Origin of the sequence: Portibacter marinus, from assembly GCF_021533195.1 — a bacterium.
Classification (GTDB): domain Bacteria; phylum Bacteroidota; class Bacteroidia; order Chitinophagales; family Saprospiraceae; genus Portibacter; species Portibacter marinus.
Genome location: NZ_JAJNKB010000001.1, coordinates 789,042 through 810,548, shown reverse-complemented (window position 1 = coordinate 810,548; position 21,507 = coordinate 789,042). Strand labels below are relative to the sequence as shown.

Annotated in this window: 14 protein-coding genes; 7 read left to right on the top strand and 7 right to left on the bottom strand. The window is 40.8% G+C overall.

The features are described from left to right. Positions 1–53: 53 nt before the first annotated feature. Positions 54–1,766 (bottom strand): phospho-sugar mutase, encoded by a 1,713-nt coding sequence (locus L2567_RS03375; RefSeq protein ID WP_235296284.1) that lies wholly within the window; start codon positions 1,764–1,766, stop codon positions 54–56. A 95-nt stretch (positions 1,767–1,861) separates the two neighbouring features. On the opposite strand from L2567_RS03375, the gene L2567_RS03370 reads away from it, so the two are divergent. From L2567_RS03370 to L2567_RS03360, 3 genes are read left to right on the top strand one after another with little or no spacing between them, the layout of a single operon-like run. Beyond that, positions 1,862–3,145, top strand: coding sequence for a sterol desaturase family protein (locus tag L2567_RS03370; RefSeq protein ID WP_235296283.1), 1,284 nt, complete (start codon positions 1,862–1,864; stop codon positions 3,143–3,145). A 3-nt stretch (positions 3,146–3,148) separates the two neighbouring features. Beyond that, on the top strand, positions 3,149–4,366 hold the full coding sequence (locus tag L2567_RS03365; RefSeq protein WP_235296282.1) for an aspartyl protease family protein: 1,218 nt from the start codon (positions 3,149–3,151) through the stop codon (positions 4,364–4,366). After that, complete coding sequence (locus L2567_RS03360) at positions 4,363–4,725, top strand: cupin domain-containing protein (protein ID WP_235296281.1); 363 nt, start codon at positions 4,363–4,365, stop codon at positions 4,723–4,725. The genes L2567_RS03365 and L2567_RS03360 overlap by 4 nt, the downstream gene beginning before the upstream one ends. A gap of 8 nt (positions 4,726–4,733) precedes the next feature. Here L2567_RS03360 and L2567_RS03355 read toward each other — a convergent pair whose 3' ends face one another. Next, positions 4,734–7,211, bottom strand: coding sequence for a TonB-dependent receptor plug domain-containing protein (locus L2567_RS03355; protein ID WP_235296280.1), 2,478 nt, complete (start codon positions 7,209–7,211; stop codon positions 4,734–4,736). 257 nt (positions 7,212–7,468) lie between these two features. Between L2567_RS03355 and L2567_RS03350 the strand changes: the two genes are divergently transcribed. Then, positions 7,469–8,974: a Kelch repeat-containing protein gene (locus L2567_RS03350; RefSeq protein ID WP_235296279.1), complete on the top strand. Its 1,506-nt coding sequence runs from the start codon at positions 7,469–7,471 to the stop codon at positions 8,972–8,974. A gap of 1 nt (position 8,975) precedes the next feature. On the opposite strand, the gene L2567_RS03345 is transcribed toward L2567_RS03350, so the two are convergent. Together L2567_RS03345 and L2567_RS03340 are read right to left on the bottom strand one after the other, a co-directional pair. After that, the gene (locus L2567_RS03345) at positions 8,976–10,595 is read right to left on the bottom strand and encodes a sulfatase family protein (protein ID WP_235296278.1); all 1,620 of its coding nucleotides are present in this window, start codon (positions 10,593–10,595) and stop codon (positions 8,976–8,978) included. Between the two features lie 203 nt (positions 10,596–10,798). After that, on the bottom strand, positions 10,799–11,506 hold the full coding sequence (locus tag L2567_RS03340; RefSeq protein ID WP_235296277.1) for a type VI secretion system tube protein Hcp: 708 nt from the start codon (positions 11,504–11,506) through the stop codon (positions 10,799–10,801). A gap of 245 nt (positions 11,507–11,751) precedes the next feature. Here L2567_RS03340 and L2567_RS03335 point away from each other — a divergent pair, with 245 nt between their 5' ends. Then, positions 11,752–12,393, top strand: a complete 642-nt coding sequence (locus tag L2567_RS03335) for a hypothetical protein (RefSeq protein ID WP_235296276.1) — start codon at positions 11,752–11,754, stop codon at positions 12,391–12,393. A gap of 139 nt (positions 12,394–12,532) precedes the next feature. Here L2567_RS03335 and L2567_RS03330 read toward each other — a convergent pair whose 3' ends face one another. From L2567_RS03330 to L2567_RS03320, 3 genes are read right to left on the bottom strand one after another with little or no spacing between them, the layout of a single operon-like run. After that, entirely contained in the window at positions 12,533–13,279 is a 747-nt protein-coding gene (locus L2567_RS03330) for a class I SAM-dependent methyltransferase (protein ID WP_235296275.1), read from the bottom strand. Positions 13,280–13,321: 42 nt separating this feature from the next. Then, positions 13,322–14,188 carry an inositol oxygenase gene (locus L2567_RS03325; protein ID WP_235296274.1) on the bottom strand — a complete coding sequence of 289 codons (867 nt, stop codon included), beginning with the start codon at positions 14,186–14,188 and terminating at the stop codon, positions 13,322–13,324. Positions 14,189–14,218: 30 nt separating this feature from the next. After that, positions 14,219–16,507 (bottom strand): GH92 family glycosyl hydrolase, encoded by a 2,289-nt coding sequence (locus L2567_RS03320; RefSeq protein ID WP_235296273.1) that lies wholly within the window; start codon positions 16,505–16,507, stop codon positions 14,219–14,221. 130 nt (positions 16,508–16,637) lie between these two features. On the opposite strand from L2567_RS03320, the gene L2567_RS03315 reads away from it, so the two are divergent. Continuing rightward, positions 16,638–19,736, top strand: coding sequence for a SusC/RagA family TonB-linked outer membrane protein (locus tag L2567_RS03315; RefSeq protein ID WP_235296272.1), 3,099 nt, complete (start codon positions 16,638–16,640; stop codon positions 19,734–19,736). Then, positions 19,736–21,505: a SusD/RagB family nutrient-binding outer membrane lipoprotein gene (locus L2567_RS03310; protein ID WP_235296271.1), complete on the top strand. Its 1,770-nt coding sequence runs from the start codon at positions 19,736–19,738 to the stop codon at positions 21,503–21,505. Before L2567_RS03315 ends, L2567_RS03310 begins: the two co-directional genes overlap by 1 nt. The last annotated feature ends 2 nt before the right edge of the window (positions 21,506–21,507 follow it).

The following is a 21,507-nucleotide window of genomic DNA, read 5'->3' as shown; positions in this document are numbered from 1 at the left end:
CTACAAGAGCCATAAAGTAAAGAGGATGTCGAAGCAATGGACATCCTCTTTTTTTATTTTAACATTTCATTTTCAATGCTTCGTATTTTCTGATCCAATCTCGATTCGACATCAACAAGACTTTCTCCTTCTTCCACCCCTTCCTGAACACTGATATAAAACTTTATCTTTGGCTCAGTTCCGGACGGTCTGGCTGCCACCTTGCTGCCATCTTCCGTATAATAGATCAGTACATTAGACTTAGGAAGATCAATTTTCATCTCCGATCCATCCAGGCGGTTATATGCCCTACTTAGTTGATAATCTTCGACTAAAACTACTTTCGAACCATTGATCTCCTCCAGTGGATTTTCCCTTAGATTTTTTAGAATTTGCTTGATCTCTTCTGCTCCTGAAATTCCTTTCTTTACCAAAGAAATGAGATGCTCTTTAAAATAACCGTATTTACGATAGAGTTGTTGGAGCTTTTTATAGAAAGAACTGCCTTCCGCTTTTGCTTGCGCAGCAATTTCACAGGCCAGTAAAGTGCTGGTGACCGCATCCTTATCTCTGACAAAATCGCCAACCATAAAACCATAGCTTTCTTCTCCTCCGCCTACAAATTGCAGCTCAGGATGATCTTTGATCAACTTAGCGATCCATTTAAATCCGGTTAAGACTTCTTTATACTCTACATTATAATCTTCGGCTATGACTCGCAGCATGGGAGTTGAAACGATGGTGGAGGCAATAAATTCATTGCCTTCAAGTCCTTTCTCTTTTTTCTTTTTAAGCAGGAAATCTACCATTACAATCATGGTCTGATTGCCGTTGAGGAGAACCATCTCATCCTTGTTATTTCTCACAGCTATGCCTAAACGATCCGAATCAGGGTCAGTGCCGATTAGTATATCCGCTCCCACTTTGTTGGCTAATTCAGTGGCCATGGCCAACGCCTCTTTTTCTTCCGGATTGGGCGATTTGACCGTGGGAAAATTCCCATTGGGTTCTCTTTGCTCTTCTACAATATGCACTTGGCTATATCCTGCCCGATCCAGTGTTTCCGGAATAGCCGTGATAGAGGTTCCATGAAGGGAAGTAAACACGATATTCAAATCATCCTTTGCAGCCTTTGAAGTACCAAAACTACCATTTTCAATACATGCATCAATAAAATCATCATCTACCTCTTTATCGATGACATTAATCAAGCCATCATTGGCCTCAAATTTAATTTCTTCGTAGCCCAGAGCATTAATGGTTTCTACAATGGCTGAATCATGCGGAGGTACCAATTGGCCTCCATCATTCCAATACACTTTATACCCATTGTACTCCGGTGGGTTGTGACTTGCGGTCAATACAATACCCACATGACATGCCAAATGCTTTACAGCAAAGCTTAACTCAGGAGTGGTTCTCAGTGCGCTAAATAGGAAAACCTTAATGCCATTGGCAGAAAAAACCTCTGCAACAGTCCTGGCCAGCGTATCACTATTATTTCGGCAGTCATAGGCAATGACGGCTCTTATCTCTGAGTCTTCGATGTTATCTTTCAAATATTGACATAATCCCTGAGTGCTTTTACCTAGTGTATATTTATTGATTCTATTCGTTCCGACACCCATGATTCCCCGCATACCACCTGTCCCAAACTCTAGATTTTTATAGAAACTTTCTTCCAGCTCAGATGGCTCCTCGTTTTGAAGCCTTTTGACCTCTGACCTTGTATCTTCATCAAATACGGTGGAGGTCCATTCCTTTACTTTTTCTGATATATCTGCCATATTGTTTTCGTTGTGATACTAAAATACTAAAAGCTAGTTAATATCAGAGTTCGTCATTTACTTTCTTAAAATCTTTCCATATTTTAGACCTTGAAATGGACACATATGCCCAGGTTTTATTAGTTGCCATCCCATTTTTTTTGGGACTGATTGTATTGGAAGCCTTATACTCATGGAGAAAGGGTGTGCTCTCTTATAATGGGATGGACACCATCTCTAGTCTCAGTTCGGGTACGACAAACACTCTTAAGTCGATTTTAAAGCTTTCCATTGTTATTGTTAGTTATGCCTGGGTCGTCGATCACATTGCAATTTTCGAAATAAAGAACACCATTCTGGTCTATATTTTAAGTTTTATAGCGATTGATTTTGCAAGTTACTGGAGCCATCGACTGAATCATCATGTCAATATTTTTTGGAACCAACACATTGTACATCATAGCAGTGAAGAGTTTAATCTGGCCTGTGCACTTCGTCAGCCTATCTCTAATATCATTGGCTACGGATTCCTATTTCTGTTGCCGGCGGCTCTGCTTGGTTTACCTGCTGAGGTCATTGCTGTGATTGCACCGATACACCTTTTTTTGCAGTTCTGGTATCATACCGTACATATCCCTAAATTAGGCTGGCTTGAATATGTCATTGTCACCCCTTCGCAGCATCGCGTACATCATGCCATCAATGACATTTATATCGACAAGAATCTGGCGGCGATTTTTTCAATATGGGACCGAATTTTTGGCACTTTTCAGGAAGAGCTGGAAGAGGAGCCATGTGTCTACGGGGTCAAAAAGCCTGTTTCGACATGGAATCCAATTAAGATAAACTGGATGCATGCATGGCAGATTACAAAAGACTGCTATTACGCTTCGGATTGGAAAGATAAGTTGCGGGTTTGGTTTATGCCCACAGGGTGGAGGCCGGATGACGTGGAGGAAAGATTTCCTTTACATTATGAAAAGGATCCTCAAAAACAGATGAAATATGCGCCTGAAAGTTCTAAATATAAGAAGGCCTGGGCTTGGTTTCAATACGTCGTTACCACGGCTATGATGCTTCATATGATGGTTAAAATAGGCGATATCGGATTCCCAAATTTGTTCATCTACGGAGGGTTTCTTTTTGTTTCAGTGTATAGCTATACTTCTTTAATGGATAATGAGAAAGAAGCGCTATGGGTTGAGATTTTGAGGTCAATGTTGGGATTAAGTATCGTGTTATATTTCGGTCATTGGTTTTATTTGACGGATATCATCCCTTTTGGCAATTTCCTGCTACTTGCTTATTTATTCACTTCTTTGGTTGTCACCATCTATCTGGTCCATTTTGAAGAAAAAGCTTTACCCCATTTGAATCGATCTACCTATCAAAGACCATAAGGAATGCCGAAGCTGAAGAGTTTGTGCCTTTTGTTTTGTGTTTTGATATTATTTGGCTGCGAATCGAAATACCATAGAGCCATGCAGGGAGGAAGGGTTATGAACACAAATTTTGTTGAAAAGATACCCTTTGATTTCTCTTTTGGTATCCCTCTGATGCAGGTTAAGATACAAGGCAAAAGCTACCAATTTCTTTTTGACACGGGTGCACCCAATGTGATTGGTAAGGAACTGGCTGACCAATTGAAATATAAAACCATTAGTACAGTCGATATCAGTGATTCTCAAGGTGTTAAACAAAAACAAAAAACCATCCTGGTGGATGAATTGCAAATAGGTGATGTACTTTTTAAGGGTATGGCAGCATTAATCATCGATTACAATAAAGTATTCGAATTAGGATGCCTGAAAATAGATGGAATAATTGGCTCGAACCTGATGTCTAAGTTATACTGGCAGATTGATTATGAAAGCAAGGAGATCACATTTACAGATCGTATGTCCCTGTTTGACATTCCACAAGAACACTATGTTTTACCCATGCGGGAAAGGTGGAGTCAGAAAAAACCATTGGTGCGGATCACAATGGATCGGATGACTTTTAACAATGTGACTTTTGATACCGGAGCTACAGGTGGGTTCAGTATGGTTATGGGAGCCGCAAAAGATCACATTGATAGTCTAGCCATCTTTACAATGAAAGGCAGCAATTCAGTGGGAGTGTATGGTGATGGTGGATCAAGCGATTTTAAGTATGTTATGATTGACACAGTCCGGCTGGGGAATTTGGAACTATTTGATCAGTTGATTGAGTTCGAAAGCAAGGGTGCAATGACTCTGGGCAATAGATTCCTAAAAGGTTATAGAGTAATACTGGATTGGCACCAACAGCAAGTCATTTTAATCGAAAACCTGGGTTTTGACCATAAAAAAGAGGAACATTTTGGTATTAGATTGAAATTCAAAGAGGAAAAGGTTTATGTGGGAGCTTTGGTCAGTGGATCTTATGCTGAGGCAAAAGGACTAGAGATAGGAACTCAAATACTTCAGATGAATGATTACAATTTGAGATCCGTTAACGATAGTCTGGGATGTTACATGATTAAGACAAGAATGCTGGATCAATTAGATACACTACAGCTCACTTTTGATCGAAATGGCATGGAAACGCAGGTTATGTTGATGAAACAAGATTTTACCCAAATGAAACAAAAGTCATGAAAAAAGTAAATATAGCAGAAAAATTGCAACTGTTTGACGATCATTGGAATCCTAGGATTATTGGAGAATTGAATGGTCAGCACGTTAAGGTTGCTAAGTTATTAGGTCAGTTTCCATGGCATAAACATGAAAAAGAAGATGAGTTATTTTATGTCGTGAGAGGTAAACTTCGATTGGAATTTAGAGACCATTTTATTGTTTTACAACCGGGAGAATTTCTTATAGTTCCAAGAGGTGTAGAGCACAGACCGATTGCAGAAGAGGAGGTCGAAATCATGTTGTTCGAACCGGTAGCAACGCTCAATACTGGAGACATCATGGACCATAATTTCACAAAAGAGAAATTGGATAAAATTTAAGAATCTCTTTATCGAACCTCGAAGGTATCATATCCCACAAAGGGTAATCCTGCTTCAGTTATTCCCTGGACTTCTATCAAATATTCGGTGACCTGATCCGCAGTAAAGAAGTTTACCACCGCTTTGCCTTCTTCAAGTTCAACGATTGGATTCCAATACAATGTAGTACGCAAGTCAGGTTTCTCGTCTCCTGGAAATGATTGACTGTAATCCGGGCTATAAAATTTACGACTTTGATAATAGCCGTTATGTAGAAAACTGGCGATGTTGTCAGGGGTTTTATAATTTCTTGAGACACTACCATTGTCCATTCTTGTGTATATGGCGACAACACCATTAGGTGTCCCATATAGGGCGGAAGTAGATATACCTTTGAGGACGTCAATAAATTCAATCTGGTCAGGATTAATTGCATTGACATACTCATATGTTGCAGGCACTCCATCTACGATGACCAGTGCATCATTACTTCCACGAATACTATTGGAGCCACCCCTTAACCGAAACCTTTGATTGCCAGCAGTACCTATGATGTTCACACCGGGGACTTGACCTCTCACCATGTCAAAAACATTCGTAAACATTCGACGGTTAGGCATTGAATCTATAAAAACTCTTCGATCGTAGTTGGTGTATATGATTCCTCGTTCTTTTTTAATTTTCTGATCCCTCGACGTTTTTCGGTCTGCTGTCATTACGACCTCATCTAATTCAATCTGCATCCCATCATATAAACTGTCCATCATCTGATTTTCATAAGACAATTCTATGTAGTCAGTCACTTCATTTCGATGAGGTCCTTCGTATCTATATCGCTGATTGGACGAGACAGTGAAAATCTCTGCAGGATCAACTTTAACTGAAATGTTCTTGGTGATTTTCTTTTCTTTCTTCCCTGGCTTATAAGCAGAAATATTAATTTTTTCATTGGCTTCCAAGTCAAAACCCAATGCTGTAAAACTTCCATCTTCTTCTGTGGGTATACTGGCAAAAAATAAATCATCGTCGACTGTAGAAAAATTCACCTGAGCTTGAACAGGCTTGTTTTTTTCAAAGACCTGGCCTGAGATGGTAAAGCCGTTTTCAGGTGGAAATTGAATTTCAGGTTTTTTGTCCATTCTAATATCTTCCCAGGTAAACCTCGTCCATCCTCTCGTAAGCATCAGCAGGTCGAGCTTGAACCGATTGCGGGGTGAGTTGGTCTCAAAATATTGATGGATATGTTCAATCCCGGTGGTAAATTCAGAACCCAGCAATAAATAACTTTTAATATTCACTCCCTTTTTCAATCCCTGCACGCTCTTGCTATCTACCACACTAATGGAGAAAGTGCCATCTCCTGATCCCAGCCCTGTTCCACTTAGTTCAACGCTAATTTCTGCTTTTTGCCTTTTGTTCAGATACTCATACGGAATTGATGCGACAACTTGCAAATCATCCTGTTGATGTCGTATGAAGAAAGTTCTTTCTGTCAATGGCCTTCCTTGATCATCAAAAAGTGTAATTTGAGAAACACCCTCTGGTATACTCGATTTATCCAGTACCATAGAAACTTTCTGGCCCTCAAGTCCGTCCCTTGTTAAAAAAGGAGTTCCTCTAATATGGCCGATAATAAAGGTGTTTTCAAGACTCTTTCCTTTTGATCCGATAACATCCAGATAAATCTTGTCCTCACTAAGAGTATTGACCTTTAGTGTGTAGCCAGCAGGTTTAACCTTAGGAAGGGCGAACTTTTCTTCACCCAGGATAACATAATACTTCTCCTCTATTTCCGGTATTAGATTAAAAATCCCTAAACCATTTTGAACGACTTTACCTGTGGCCACTTGATCACCTAAACCATTGAGTACGGCGATTTCCTGAATAGTGGTATCAATTAGTTCAAATGCTATTTTTGTATTTAAACCGGCAATGAGATCTCCACCTTCCGGAAAAAATCTAATTTGATAAGGCTCAAGAGAAGTTTTTAAACTAACGTCTGTACCGGACTCTTCTTTGGAGTAAATTGCGATTTCTTTAGAGAAAATATAATTAGAATCGAAATTTCTCATGTAAGAGGTAAAAGCCTTCAGCGTATAAATTCCTTCAGACCAATCTAAATCTACCGCGATATCTCCACTGGCACGTTTGCCATTTAATTTCAAGTTTTGCTGAATGACTATATGGCCTTCAGCATCTTCTAAGGTAACGTACATTAGTTCAGAGAGGGGAAGATTTTGGTGATCATTGGCATTAATAGCGTAAACAGCATACCAGATATGGTCTCCAACTGAATAGTAGGGCTTATCAGTGTGAACGTAAATTTTAGTTTGAGGATATAGAATCGTTAAAGAGTCCAAATTTTCAAGCATAGTTTCCATGATCTTCTCTTGACTCTGGAGACTGTTAATCATAGACAAAAGAAACAACAGACTGATGATAGATTTAGAAATAGCTATCCTTACATAATAGGGTTTAACCCTTCCTGGAATAAGTTTTTTAAGCATGGTGAAAAGTTGAGTCTTAAAGATAAAAAACTTCATTAAAAAATCTCTAAAATTTAATTTATGACCCACACCACCTTGTTTTGTTCAATAATCATCACATCAAAATGATCTTAAGAAGCAGCCGATTTAGACTTTATAATGTCTAAAATAGGAGGTTCAACCTAAACACGCTTTCCTGAAATTAATATACCTGTTTTCATAGAGGTTCAAGGCAAAGGACTGACCTATCTTTGTTTAGACTAATCCAGATCCAAGCTATGAGATACCTGATCAGCCTTTTGATTTTTATGCCATTTACCCTATTTACCCAATCAGTATCAATAGGTGAGTCAGGAACAGCTGCTCATCCGTCTGCTATTTTAGAATTAAATACCACGGATAAAGGTTTACTTATTCCGAGAACCGACACCTTAAATATTACAGATCCGGCAGAAGGCCTGATGATCTACCAGTTGTCAGACCAATCCTTTTATTCTTATACTTCAAGTAAGTGGAAACCCCTCATTGCCTCTGTTGGCAATCCCATACCTTCGGGAACGATCGTATTAAGTGACTCCTTCCCGAATCCAGAATTAGAGGAAGCCGGTTTCACTATTTATGGAAGTTATGAACAATCTCATTTAGACTTGGTCCCGGATACGATTATTTATGGTGAATGGACGAACCTACCTAATATGAAGCCCTCTGATTTGGTAGGCAGGGAAGGGTTTTGGACTGGGAAAGAAATGCTGGTCTGGGGAGGTGACTTAAGTAAATTTTCAAATTTTGGGGCGAAACTTGATCCGATTTCTGGAATCTGGACACCAATTTCAAGCGTCGGTGCACCGTCTCCAAGAAGTCAGTTTACGGCTGCATGGACAGGATCACATTTGATGATTTTTGGGGGATCCACAGCAACTGGAGAAGTCAATGATTTATTTCAATATGACCCTGTCATGGATTTGTGGAGTGAAATCGTCACCACAAATCCACCATCGCCGAGAAAGGAAGCCAAGGCTGCATGGACGGGGACAGAACTTATTATCCGAGGAGGTAGCATAGGTAACCTGAAAACCACTGAAGGGTATATTCTCAATCGGGCCACAAACGACTGGAGACCCATCAGCAATGTAAACGAACCAAGTGATGAGGGCATGGCCTATATAGATGGAAAACTTGTCGTTGTGGGAGGAGGTAGCTTCAATGGTTACTCTGCATGTAATTACAGTAGTGTTCCACAAATGTATTATGATCTTCAATTGGACTCCTGGCTAGCGACTAATAGATCTACCGTTCGGTTTGGAACTAAAGCAATTTCGACAGGCACGGCATTGTATTTTTACGGTGGAACAAAAAATACTTATACAGCGGATAGCGGTGGTCCGTTTGGCGGTGGTTCTTGTGATATCTCCGGTACTACTCGATACGGCTTATTTGGCAAGTTCGATCCCAGTACCAATTCATGGACTTCGGGTGCAACTGGATCTTTGGCAACCCCTGTGCTGAATCCGGACATGGTTTATACGGGTGAAGAATTAATCTATTGGGGCTATGATTTGTCTAATCAAATTACAGGCAGTAGAATCAATACCATGCTTGAGACGGCGTCACCCATCAGTAAAATAGACGCACCGCCTCCGGGACCTTACACTTCTGTTTGGACAGGTAGCAAGATGTTGGTTTGGTCACCAGATTCAGGAGCCTACTTATACGATCCAACGAAAAAGGGTGAGGTTGAACCATCCACTACAACATCCATCATATATATGTACAGGAAGGACTGATCTACTTATCCCAGCGGTTCAAATCTTTGTATTTTTCAATAAATTTCTGATCGAGCTCTGGTCCATCTTTATAATACGCTCGCATTTCTTGGAGTTTTTCTTTTAAATCGACCACTATTTCAGCATAGGCAGGATCATTGTATACATTGTTCATTTCATGTGGATCTTTCTTCCGGTCGTAAAGTTCCCATTCATCAATGTCGTAATAAAAGTGAGCTAATTTATAATCTTCATTGACAAAGCCATAGTGACGTTTGACCATATGAACAGATGGATATTCGTAATAATGATAGTAAACTGCGTCTCTAAATCCTTCGGTTTCACCCTTGAATAGTGGGATGAGACTTTCACCCTGCATATCAGACGGAGGTCTTATCCCTGCCGCTTCTAAAAAAGTCTGCGCGAAATCAAGATTCTGGACCATTTGTGTATTTTCACTGCCTGGCTCAATGACACCTGGCCATTTTATCAGGAGGGGTGTTTTAAAAGACTCATTGTAGATAAATCTTTTGTCAAACCATCCATGTTCACCCAGATAAAAACCTTGATCAGAGGTGTACACCACAATGGTATTTTCATCCAGGCCACTTTCCTTCAAGTAATCGAGGACTTCCCCCACTCCTTCATCTACTGAAGCAATGGATCCCAGATAATCCTGCATATAGCGTTGATATCTCCATTTCATTTTATCTTCTTCGGTCATACTGGGAAATTCTTTTCGGAATTCCTCAATCATAGGAGCATATACTTTATCCCAATCCGCTCTTTGAACTTCATTCATTCTACCCAAATTATTAGTGTAGGCCTGTTTATCCCACTTGGCAGTTTGAGGTATACCTAATTCATCCATGACTTCCGGGGGAATCTTGGAATCACCGGCCCAGTTCATATGTTGGAGCAGGTTCATTTCAGATTCTTTGGCAGCTGTACCTCTTCCTTCATAATCGTCGAAAAGTGTTTCAGGTTCCGGAAATTCTCTATCAATAAATTCGGTGTAGTGCCTGCTAGCCGGGAGCCATTCCCTGTGAGGAGCTTTATGGAGATACATTAATAGGAAAGGTCCATCTTCTTTCCGTTCATTTTTGAGCCAGTCCAATGTCATATCTGTAATGATGTCTGTCACATATCCCTGGATTTGAACTCTTCCTGAATCTTTGGTAATAAAATCCGGATTGTAATAGTGGCCTTGCCCCGGCAAAATTTTAAATTGGTCGAAGCCTTTCGGATTGTTTCCAAAATGCAATTTTCCAAACATGGCAGTCTGGTATCCGCTGTCCTGTAGAATCTGAGGGAAGGTTATTTGAGTGGTATCAAACGGAAAAATATTGTCGATCTTTCCATTGAGATGACTGTGCTTTCCGGATAATATGACTGCCCTGGAAGGTGCACATATAGAATTGGTTACACATGCATTGGTAAATAACATGCCTTCATTTGCAATTCGATCAATGTTTGGAGTTTGCAACAGATCGTCTTCATAAGCGCTGATGGCTTGATAGGCATGATCATCAGACATAATGAATAGGATATTGGGTTTGGGTTTATTTTTCTCTGCTGTTTCTGTATTCGAACAAGATAAGAAAGTGACCGTGCAAAATATGGACAGAAAGATGTACTTCATAATCAATAATTGAGCAACTAAGATAGCATTTCTGGTAGGATGACATGAAATGGTCGAAGATAAATCCATTGATTTTAATACTTTATTATGGATAATCCACTGACCCAAATGGTGATATATTTTGCCTCCAATCTTGTTGAATCAATCGATTGGCTCTGTACGCTTTATGCTAAGCTCAGCTTTAAGAAAATTACATTTGTAGTTTACCAGCCACAACCACAACCTGTTTGTCCCAAAGTCCGATCAAAGCAAACCTCATTTAGTCCGGTTTGACTTCCGTCATTCGGATTTCGTTTGTAAGATCTGTAACAGGCTTTCTTGTATTCAAAGCTCACAGCTTCACTTAAGAAATCACTACCAGAAGTACTTAAGTTCGATATGATACACCCTTCGTATCTCGTCCAGTGGTCAATATAATATTGTCCAAATTCGCCGTAGATCCTCAAATTAAATACTTCAATATAGGGTATCTCTGTACCTGTTAATAGAAGTTTTCTAATTTCTGAAGTATTGTTATCAGATATTCTGGAAAAATTATATTCCTGTAATGAAGGGTTTGAAGTGTCGAAAGTTGAACCACTAAGTTGTACACCGACGCTAACACCTTCCTGTCCACTTTGAACATTAATACCATTGTTTATTTCTACATCTATAGCTGGTCCTGATACATTGATGCCGGATACCTGTGCAAATTCGATGACCATTGCTGATAGACCATTCTGCATCATTCCCGGTGGAGGTGAATATGCAGTGGTCTGAATTGTTCCATCAGGAAATTTGATGCCTCCCTGGCTGGAAAAGATGATGCCATTAACTTCTAATTTTTCAGAGGGGATTGGGGTGCCAATACCTATGTTTTGAGCTGAAAGTAATAATGGAAAGCAAAGTGAGAGCAGAAGTAGGGTTTTCATTTTAAGATTTTTAGGGTTATTATGATGGCACTACGATTGAGATAGACAGCAGGTCATCTAATATTGAGAATGAAATTAAATAAATAATTGAATAGTTGTTGCTTTTTTATATCTTTTTAAAGACCATATTCAATGCGAAATTGATGTGACAGACTATTTACTTATGAATTGCTTGGTTGTTAGTGATTTTTCATTTAGGTATTAAGTTAGAATTGATTATCTTAGGTAAAACTTAAACCATTACAATGAAAACATTGACCTACATAATTGCTATGATTATTCTTCTGGCTTGCAATACTGAAACCCAACAAACTGAAGCTTCTGAAACGATGACAGAGGAAACGGGTATAGACCAATATAAGCCTATCGATAGTGATGAAGCGCTGATCGCAACCGCATTAATGGCAGCCCCTGCTGAATTTCGGGATGAATCTACTGTAATAGGTTACAACATGGCCGGAGAATTTGTAACAATGAAAGAGGGTACCAATGACTTGATCTGTCTTGCAGATGATCCTAAGAAAGAGGGATTTATTGCTGCATGCTATCACAAAGATATGGAGCCTTTTATGGCTCGCGGGCGGGCACTTAGAGAGGAAGGTAAAGGGGCGGAAGAAATATTTAATATCAGGGAAGAAGAAGTTAAAAGCGGGAAGTTAAAAATGGGTAAAGAGGGTTCTACACTTCATATCTATTACGGTCCCGATAGTAGTTATGATCCTTCTTCGTCAGAAGTTTCTAATGCGAAGTACAGGTATGTAGTGTATATGCCATACGCCACAGCAGCATCAACAGGTCTGCCGGAAAAGCCCATAGCTGCTAATCATCCCTGGATCATGAATCCGGGTACACACAGAGCGCATATTATGATTTCACCTGTGGAGTAATGGTAGTGTCGATGAAATAGTTGTAACAGGCTATGGAAAGGTAAAGCAGCAGGATCAAAAACCGGAAATTATATTTAAACCCATCAAAGTTGAGTATGAGGTGAAGGTCAAGTTTGCCATTGAATAAGTGGCATTTTGATTAAGTCTTCACCAGGCAGTAAATTCTTCTTATGCTTGCATCCAGGTAAGGCATGGAAACCTTGGCTTCATAATGCAACATACTTGCGCCCTCTCCCATTTCTTCACGTAACTCTTGTTCATATTGCGCTATTCCTTCGTATACTTTTCTCTGGGAGTCCTTCCATCCGGGACTATCATGTCTGGAATTAAATGTCATCTTTGATTGTTTGAACAAATCAATGGGGTCCTGGTCAATTAAATCCCAGTGAGTAAAAACAAATCGACCGCCGGGCTTTAATACCCGTCCTATTTCCTTCAGTGCAAAAAGTTTATCAGTGACCGTCCAAAAGGAATCAAAACTTACCACAGCGTCGACCATCTCATCATCGAGTGGAATATTATAAAATTCACCTACGTGGAAAAGTGCCTCCTGTTCTAATTGGAATTGAGTGGAGAATGATTTTGCTTGTTCTATAGCCTCTTCGATGATATCGATCCCTAGTAATTTCGCTCCTGTTTCTTCAGCCAGTTTTAGCCCGGGTCCTCCCTTGCCACAACCGATATCCAAAACTACATCTTGCTCATTTAATGAAAGCAGCTTTAGAATCTTTTGTAATTCTGACTTCGTCAAATAACCATAATGACGAAGTCCTTCAGGATATTCATCCCGGAAAGCTTCGCGCCATATTTTCTCCATCCATTGACCTTCACCCTCATACTGATAAAACAGACGGTAGTATTTGTCGTTAATATTTTTTTGTGACACTAAATGAAAGCCTTCAATAGATTATTTGGATTGCTTGTCTATTTAAAACTTTAAAATGTCAGGGAGAAATTTAGAGGCCAAATCCTCATAATAGGGTCTTAGGGCCTTAACATCCGGCGGAGTTGCAGCTTTCGAATACAAATCGTATTGGTTAAATTTGTCAACCCATTCAAACAATTTGTGATCGTGTTTATTCATCAGATGATCATAGGCCTTTTCTCTGTGTTGTGAATAAAAGCTATGATATCGAAGCATATACAAGCCTTCTTCAGGCAAGTAATCCTTCATGATGTGATAAATGTATTCGTCATGACCCCAGGACATATGCACATTGTCCAAACCGCAATTTTCAGAATAGATTCCCATTTTATCGCTATAAATCTCGTGTGTACTGTCGGGGTTATCAGAAAAATATTCGCTGTAAACGATCTTGTCAGAATGCTTGCACCCGACGGGAAAGGTATCACCTACGACGGCCCACTGTGGCTCACCATAGAGGCACAAAACTTTTCCAAGGTCATGGAGAAAGCCGGTCAGAACAAACCAATCAGGATGCCCATCCGCTCTAATAGCTTCGGAGGTCTGTAATAAATGTTGGGTTTGATCTAAATCTGTATCGGGGTCAGAATCATCCACCAATGTATTCAAGAACTCTACTGCATCCCAGAGTGTCATTTCTTTTTTGGTCAATGATAGATATTGATCTTCTTTTGATCTTACAAAATCATAGGTTTGATAAATGTGGTTCATCTTATAAAATTCACGCACAGTATCTCTGGCGGGATCATCGTAATTGCGAAAATCCTCCTTTGCCTTTTCTTTGGGTTCTGGATACCTTGTGAGAACATCTTCTTCCCACATTTCCATGGTGTCATGTGCGTTCTTTAACTCTTCTTTTGATAAGTCCATTCGATTTCGTATTTCCTGTGTAATTTACTACTATTTCATGTAATATTCCAAGTGTCCGCCTTTCATTATTTGCGAATGCAAAAGGAATGGTTGATTTAAATTCCGGCCATTAAAAACGATACGCTCTACCTTTTCTCCCTTCCCATGCTTTTCGATGATTAGTTTTGAAAAGTTTGGTAGTACCAAACTTATATTTTCAAATATTGGTGTAGAAAGTGTATAGATGGGATCTGCTTCGACACCACCGGTCATCTGAAAAAAACCCGTTTTCATCAAAACTGCCAATGATCCCATCAGCCCCTGATCTTCATCTCCATTATACCCAGTATGCGGACTCAATCCCCCGAAAGTAGTCGTGACAATCCGGGAAGCCCAGTATTGCGTTAAATCAGGTCTGTCGAGGTGATTGAAAATGTAGGCAGTTTGCATGGATGGTTGGTTGCCATAGTTTATAGGAATTCTGGCTAAAGTGGGATCTTCACCTCGAGCATGCGAATCTCCGGCAGTGAAGCCACGCTCTGCGGCTGCCTCAAATTGAGCATTTAACTTTTCAACAGCCTTATCTTTTCCGCCCATTAGCTCTGCTAAACCATCCAGGTCATGTGGCACGAACCAAGTGGCCTGAGCGGCATTAGACTCTACAAAGCCATTGGTGTATTCATAGGGATCAAACGGTTCCTTCCATTTGCCTTTCTGGTCTTTCGGCCTCATCCAGCCGGATTGTGGGTCATACACGTTCTGATAGTTTTTAGAACGCTGCATAAAATATCGATAATCCTCCTCCTTCCCGAGTGATTTGGCCATCTGAGCAAGGGTGTAATCCTGAAAAGCATATTCTAAAGTCAATCCTGCGCCTGCCTGGTGATACCCGAAATCACCATAAGGATTGGGGTAGGGAACATACCCTTTCGTCATATAATCTTCCAATCCTCCTCCCTTATTGGTTTCATGTTCATATCCAGCTTTAGACATAATGCCACCGGAAACGTGATTTTTCTTAAGCGCCTCATAGATTTTTGAGGGTTCACCTATGTCAAGGTTTTTTTGAAATGCGCTGACGATGAGTGGAGTAGAGCTTGCACCTGTCATGACATAGGTATAATTACCTCCGGAAGGTCCCCGGGGAACCAATCCTCCATCCTTATAGTATAACAGCATGGATTTAACAAATTCGCAATAAATGTCAGGATAGAGCAATCCCCAAAGTGTGGTTAAGGTCCATTGTGCACCCCAGAATGAATCCGAGTTGTAGTGATTAAATTCCGGATTGCCTTCAGCATTCAGAGGAATCCGGCCGATCCTAAAATTTTCTCCGGTATGATCAGGGTAGGAACCATTTACATCGCTGATGGTTCTTCTTCCTTGTAATGCGTGCCAAAGGTCAGTGTAAAATCGTCTGACAGTGATCGAATCAGCTGGCACTTCTACTTGCACCCGACTCAATAAACGGTTCCACTCCTCCCGAGATTCTTGAACGATTGGATCAAATTCCCAGCCTGGAAGTTCCCGTTCCATGTTTTCTTGGGCATTTTCAATGGCAGTATAAGAAATGGCCACCTTCATTTTAAGTTCATCAATATCATCGCCAAAGACAACCAGTTGGTGATCAGCATCTAATTCGATGAGTTGATGAATCTCCTGATCGAAATGCACAGCGAAATGGACTTTTAGATCTTTCGGCCTTCGCCTGGTAGGTGCGTTCGTTATTTCACCGTGAATGGTTTTGTTGTTGACTTTCAAAAGCCGTCCATTCTTCATATCCGCAGGACCTAGTCGTCCATTACTCTGAAATATAACAGCACGTTGACCATCCTTTCGAAATTGATAGCGATGAAAGCCAACACGTTTAGTGCTGGTTAATTCTGCTTCAATGTCATATCGGTCCAATTCGACTTTATGATATCCGACGCTAGCTTCTTCTTTTTTATGATCGAACTGGGAATAATATCCTTGCTCCCACAATTCACTTTTATACTCATAGCAGACAGGCAGCACAGATATTCCGGCGATTTGCCAGCCATGTATATGACTAAATCCTTTTATGGTATCCGTGTCATATCTATATCCACTGCCCCAGGCTCCTCCGATTTGAGTATCAGGGCTAAGATTGACCATTCCAAATGGTCTGCAGGCGGATGAAAAGAAGAACCATCTGGAATTGGCGGCATCCAGTAGTGGGTACACCAAATCCACTGGTTCAGTTGACTTTGTGCCGCTATGAGGAGAGGTGGCGACCAAGTTTTGACCATAACAAGCGTCTAATAAAATGGTAAATACCAGGATGGCTGATGTTAAAATAGTCTGTAGTTTTTTCGTCATTGGTCTGTGTAGAATAAATGATTGAAAATCGCCAAGTTAATTGTATATATCTTTTGTCTAATCATTGCTAGAAGAATTTTTTTGAATATATTGAGGTAATTAAGCTATTATACTCCGTTACGAAAACTTAATGAGAACATTTTATCTACTTATAGTCTTTGTGCTATGCTATTTTTGGGGCGTTGGCCAATCTATTGACATTTCAGGAAAGGTAACCGATTCAGAAACAGGTGAGGACCTGATCGGTGTGACGGTATATCCACTTGGAAATCTGAGCGCAGGTACAGCAACTGATTTCGATGGAACCTACAGTCTAAGCGCTGAAGTTGGAGATACATTGGTGTTCAATTTTTTAGGTTATAATGAACAAAGAATTGCAGTTGACACACGGAGGGATATTGATGTAAGCTTAGAGCCTGAATCTATGGAATTGGACGAAGTAGTCATCACGGCTTTGGGCATGAAGAGGGAAAAAAAATCTTTAGGGTATGCTACCCAAGAGGTGGATGGTGAGTCCATCAGTGAAACGAGGGAATTAGATATGGTGAATTCTTTGTCTGGGAAAGTAGCCGGGGTAAACATCACGCAGGCTGGTGGCGGTCTCGGAGGAGGTGGAGCCAGAATTGTGATTAGAGGTGAAACATCACTGGCCGGCAACAATGGCCCTCTTTTTGTGATCGATGGCGTTCCCGGAGGATCTAATGATGTGGCATCAGATGATGTGGCTTCAATTTCAGTTCTGAAAGGTCCAGCGGCTGCGGCATTATATGGCTCGAGAGCAGCAGCAGGAGTCATTTTGATCACTACTAAATCAGGTGCTGGAGCAAAAGACAGAATAGGTGCGGATCTAAATATCAGTATTGCCGCACAAACCCCTTTTATCCTTCCTAAATATCAAAATCAGTTTGGACAGGGTTCGGGTGGTCAATATCGATACTTTGATGGCAATAATGGTACCTGGCCGGATGGATCGATATCCAATGATGACTCCAGAATCAATTGGGGCCCTCGATTTGATGGTGAAATCAGACCTCAATTCAATGGTTATTTGCCTTGGGTTGCCTACCCAGATAACGTAAGAGATTTTTATGAAACTGGAATGATTTATAATAACAATGTGGCCGTGTACGGTTCCAATCAAGCGGGAGACTTCAGATTGTCGTATACCAACATTGCTCAGAAAGGCATCATTCCAAACACAGGATTAGGTACAGATCGAATCGATTTTGGAGCGACCCTAAATTTAAATAAGGACTTTAAAATTAGTGCAAATATTAAGTACATAGAATCCAGTAGTGAAAATAATCAGGGATTTGATCCTCGACTTTATCCAAGAAACATTGACATACAAGCCCTCAAAGACTATTGGGTGCCAGGCCTTGAAGAACTACAGCAGCTGCAATGGCGGGCGAGTTCGAACAATCCCTACTTCCTTCTTTATGAAAATACAAGAAGCTTTGACAACTTGAGATTGCTGGGAAATATTACAGCGAATTATCAGATTACGCCGAAACTATCTTTGATGGGAAGGGTAGGGCAGAATAGATCCTATGTAGAAAATTTTGCTCAGAATGCATTCAGTACGGTGGGTCCTAATAACAGGTTTGGTGCATTTTCGACCGGACAGGGCAAATCGAGAGAATTGAATGCTGACTTTTTAGTGAGATACCAGGAAGACATCACGCCTGATTTGAACGCAATTTTTTCTTTTGGCGGCAATCACCTCGAGACGGATGGTTCAGGAATCAATAGTAGGGTAGATCGACTTTTAGTTCCGGATATCTATAATCTTGGAAATCGCAGAGTTTATCCGATTACAAACAATAATATTTATGAAAAACGATTGAACTCGTTATACGGCTTCGCCAATTTTGCCTACAGAAACTTCCTCTACCTCGATGTAACTGCACGTAACGATTGGTCGAGTGCCCTGCCAGTCAATAACAATTCGTACTTCTATCCGTCCTTTACACTGAGCGGGCTGGTCCATGAAGTGGTCAGATTACCATCTGTAATTAGCTTTATGAAGTTGCGCGGTGGTGTGGCAAGGGTTGGGAATGATACCGGACCATATGCCTTGCAGGATCAATATTTCTGGGGGCAAGGTGAGGGTGGAGTGGCCACCATTGTGCAAAGTAATACGAAGGCCAATGCTAACCTCAAACCAGAGTTAACCAGTGCCTGGGAGGTAGGTACGGATATTCGATTTTTCAACAATCGTTTCCAACTTGACGCCACCTACTATAACTCCCTGACTTCCAATCAAATTTTAAGAGTGGAGGTTTCACCTACAACGGGATACGACTTTATTCTGAAGAATGCGGGCAAAATCAGGAGTACTGGGGTAGAGCTACTGATTAATGGTGACATTATACAAAACAGTAACTTTAATTGGAACACTACATTGAATTGGTCCTACGATCGGTCAGTTGTGGAAGAATATGACCCGGAAAGCCCTGAAGCATTTCTTTCCAGAAGTGTAACAACACATTTATTTGTGGAAGACAGACTGGGAGAAAGAAGGGGTGCGCTTTATGGTAAAGGTTATCAAAGAGCTCCAAACGGGGAGATCCTTTATACCCGGTCTGGTGACACACAGCGGGGAGGTAAGATCTTTCTCGGCAATTATAACCCTGATTGGATGGGATCTATCTATAACGATCTAAAGTATAAGAATTTCGGTTTGGGATGCCTTGTGGACGTCAGATATGGGGGTGTTTTTTATTCTTCAACCAATTATAACCTGAACATCAGAGGTCTTTCTGAAGAGACCCTTTTAGGTGGAATCGGTCCTGATGGTAATTATGTGGAACGAGAATACATTGTACCTGATGGAATGTATCTGGACAATGATGGAAACTATAAAAAATTGACTGCAGAAGTGCTAAAGGAATCAGGACTTAGTTCAGGTGGGTTGACAGGTCAGCAATACTGGGAAAATGTAATGGATAATGAGATTCCGGAGGCGGTCATATACGATGCCAGTTATCTCAAAATCAGAGAACTTAGTTTGTCATACACCATTCCGGATCAATGGGTCAAGCAAGCCAAGATGAGAAATGTAAGTGTAGGAATAGTGGTAAGGAATCTGGCTGTTTTTACTGAAGTTCCTAATGTAGATGCAGAAACTTTCAGTGGTTCAGACCAGGCTGGTGCTGTGCCCGGCTTAGATAGGGGTGGCATCCCTTCAGTCCGGAACATTGCATTTAATTTAAACATGAAATTCTAATGAGATATAAAATCATTTTATTTATGGCGCTAATGGCATGTATCTCTTGTGATACATGGCCGGAAGACATTAACATCAATCCAAATGCTCCTAACGGACTACTGGAAACAGAAAGTGACAGCGATGTGGACCCGTCTGTATTTATGATACCCATGTTGTGGTCGACCGTTAGTGGCTTTGATTATTTGGCGTGGAATGTGATACCCGCAGTGTGCGAGTATCACGGAAAAACGAAGAGTTTGAGTCAGGGAAACAGGCACAAATCCTGGCATGCCTTCGACGATTCAGGATTTTGGGTGCCTATGTATAGTTCCATTAGGGTCGTTAAGAATCTTCGGAATGCAGCCCTTAAAGCGCAAGACGTCAGATATGAAGCCATCGCTGATATTTGGGAGTCCTATACATTTTCGATGATTACTAATCTGTATGGTGATGTACCATACTTTGACCCCATATCTGAACAGCCCCCCTTGCTCAGTACTTATGATCCACAATCAGAAATTTATCCCGCCATACTTGCCAAATTGAAAGATGCCGGAGAAGCTTTGAATAGATCAGATGTACCTATAAATCAAAGCAATGACCTGGTTTTCGGTGGTGATATCCTGAAGTGGAAGAAGTTTGCAAACATGTTGAGAATTAGATTGGGGATGTACATGGCAGATGCCGCTCCCGAAGAAGCAAAATCCATTTTACAGGAAATACTCTCCGATACAGAAAACTATCCCATCATGGAGTCGAATGATGACAATGCGAGTTTCAAAAATGATGGTGTGGAACGACCTTCAGTATTGTATAATATTTCAAAAGCTAAGATTGAAGAAGCACCATTTAGTAATGTCTTTATTGAGCGACTGATTTCGTTGAATGATCCAAGGCTTCCGATTATAGCCAAGCCTGTCAGAAAGGTGCATACAGATCCAACGACCCATGTTTTGCCAAGCAATCCAGGAGAGGTAAAATATGCCGGACATCTTTATGGCATCACTACAGATAATGCACATGCTGCACAATGGAATGGAGGGTTTCCATTCGCTTCAGCTCTGGGAGACTTTTTCAGAAAAGAAGATGTGACCGGACAGCCTTTACTGGAGTCTGCTTCTACGCCTACTTTGATTGCTCTTTATTCTGAGCAGGAATTTTTTATTGCCGAGGCCATTGAGCGTGGTATGGTTGCTGGGGATGCGCAGATGCATTATGAAAACGCAATCGAGGCTTCTTTTAATTTTTATGGTGCTGATTTTACAGGTTCAGGTTATCAGGGAGCGTATGGTTCTCAAGGTGTAGCTGGCCTTGCAGAATATTTGTCCCAACCAGATGTGGATTATAACGGGGGGAGAGATAAGTTGACACTCATTGCTGAGCAAAAGTGGTTGGCATCCTTTTTCCTTGGACTAGAGCCTTACTTTGATCATAGAAGGACCATGCTGCCTGAAATGAGGGCATCCTCCGGTGCTGAAAATTTTGGTCCGAATGGAAGCGGAAGTAAATTCCCGAGCAGGGCCGCTTACTCAGATTCTGAAACTGCTAATAATCCTGGAAATGTTTCTTTGGCCAGATCAAATGGCTTTGATGTTCCGATTACTACAGATGAAAGCAGAAACGAAGCGAAGATGTGGATCATTAGAAATAACGATTTGCAAATGCCGATTTTCCAGGAACCAATTTATAGTAGTGAATACCCCGTCATAGCTTCAGTGCCGGGTTCCGGAACAGATTTTTTGAGTTGGTACAATGATCACTGGGATTCAATGTTTTGGTGGAAATAAGA

Coding starts and splice junctions, on each gene's coding strand:
- L2567_RS03375 (WP_235296284.1), bottom strand. CDS start 1,766: ATGGCAGATATATCAGAAAAAGTAAAGGAATGGACCTCCACCGTATTT.
- L2567_RS03370 (WP_235296283.1), top strand. CDS start 1,862: ATGGACACATATGCCCAGGTTTTATTAGTTGCCATCCCATTTTTTTTG.
- L2567_RS03365 (WP_235296282.1), top strand. CDS start 3,149: ATGCCGAAGCTGAAGAGTTTGTGCCTTTTGTTTTGTGTTTTGATATTA.
- L2567_RS03360 (WP_235296281.1), top strand. CDS start 4,363: ATGAAAAAAGTAAATATAGCAGAAAAATTGCAACTGTTTGACGATCAT.
- L2567_RS03355 (WP_235296280.1), bottom strand. CDS start 7,211: ATGCTTAAAAAACTTATTCCAGGAAGGGTTAAACCCTATTATGTAAGG.
- L2567_RS03350 (WP_235296279.1), top strand. CDS start 7,469: ATGAGATACCTGATCAGCCTTTTGATTTTTATGCCATTTACCCTATTT.
- L2567_RS03345 (WP_235296278.1), bottom strand. CDS start 10,595: ATGAAGTACATCTTTCTGTCCATATTTTGCACGGTCACTTTCTTATCT.
- L2567_RS03340 (WP_235296277.1), bottom strand. CDS start 11,506: ATGAAAACCCTACTTCTGCTCTCACTTTGCTTTCCATTATTACTTTCA.
- L2567_RS03335 (WP_235296276.1), top strand. CDS start 11,752: ATGAAAACATTGACCTACATAATTGCTATGATTATTCTTCTGGCTTGC.
- L2567_RS03325 (WP_235296274.1), bottom strand. CDS start 14,188: ATGGACTTATCAAAAGAAGAGTTAAAGAACGCACATGACACCATGGAA.
- L2567_RS03320 (WP_235296273.1), bottom strand. CDS start 16,507: ATGACGAAAAAACTACAGACTATTTTAACATCAGCCATCCTGGTATTT.
- L2567_RS03315 (WP_235296272.1), top strand. CDS start 16,638: ATGAGAACATTTTATCTACTTATAGTCTTTGTGCTATGCTATTTTTGG.
- L2567_RS03310 (WP_235296271.1), top strand. CDS start 19,736: ATGAGATATAAAATCATTTTATTTATGGCGCTAATGGCATGTATCTCT.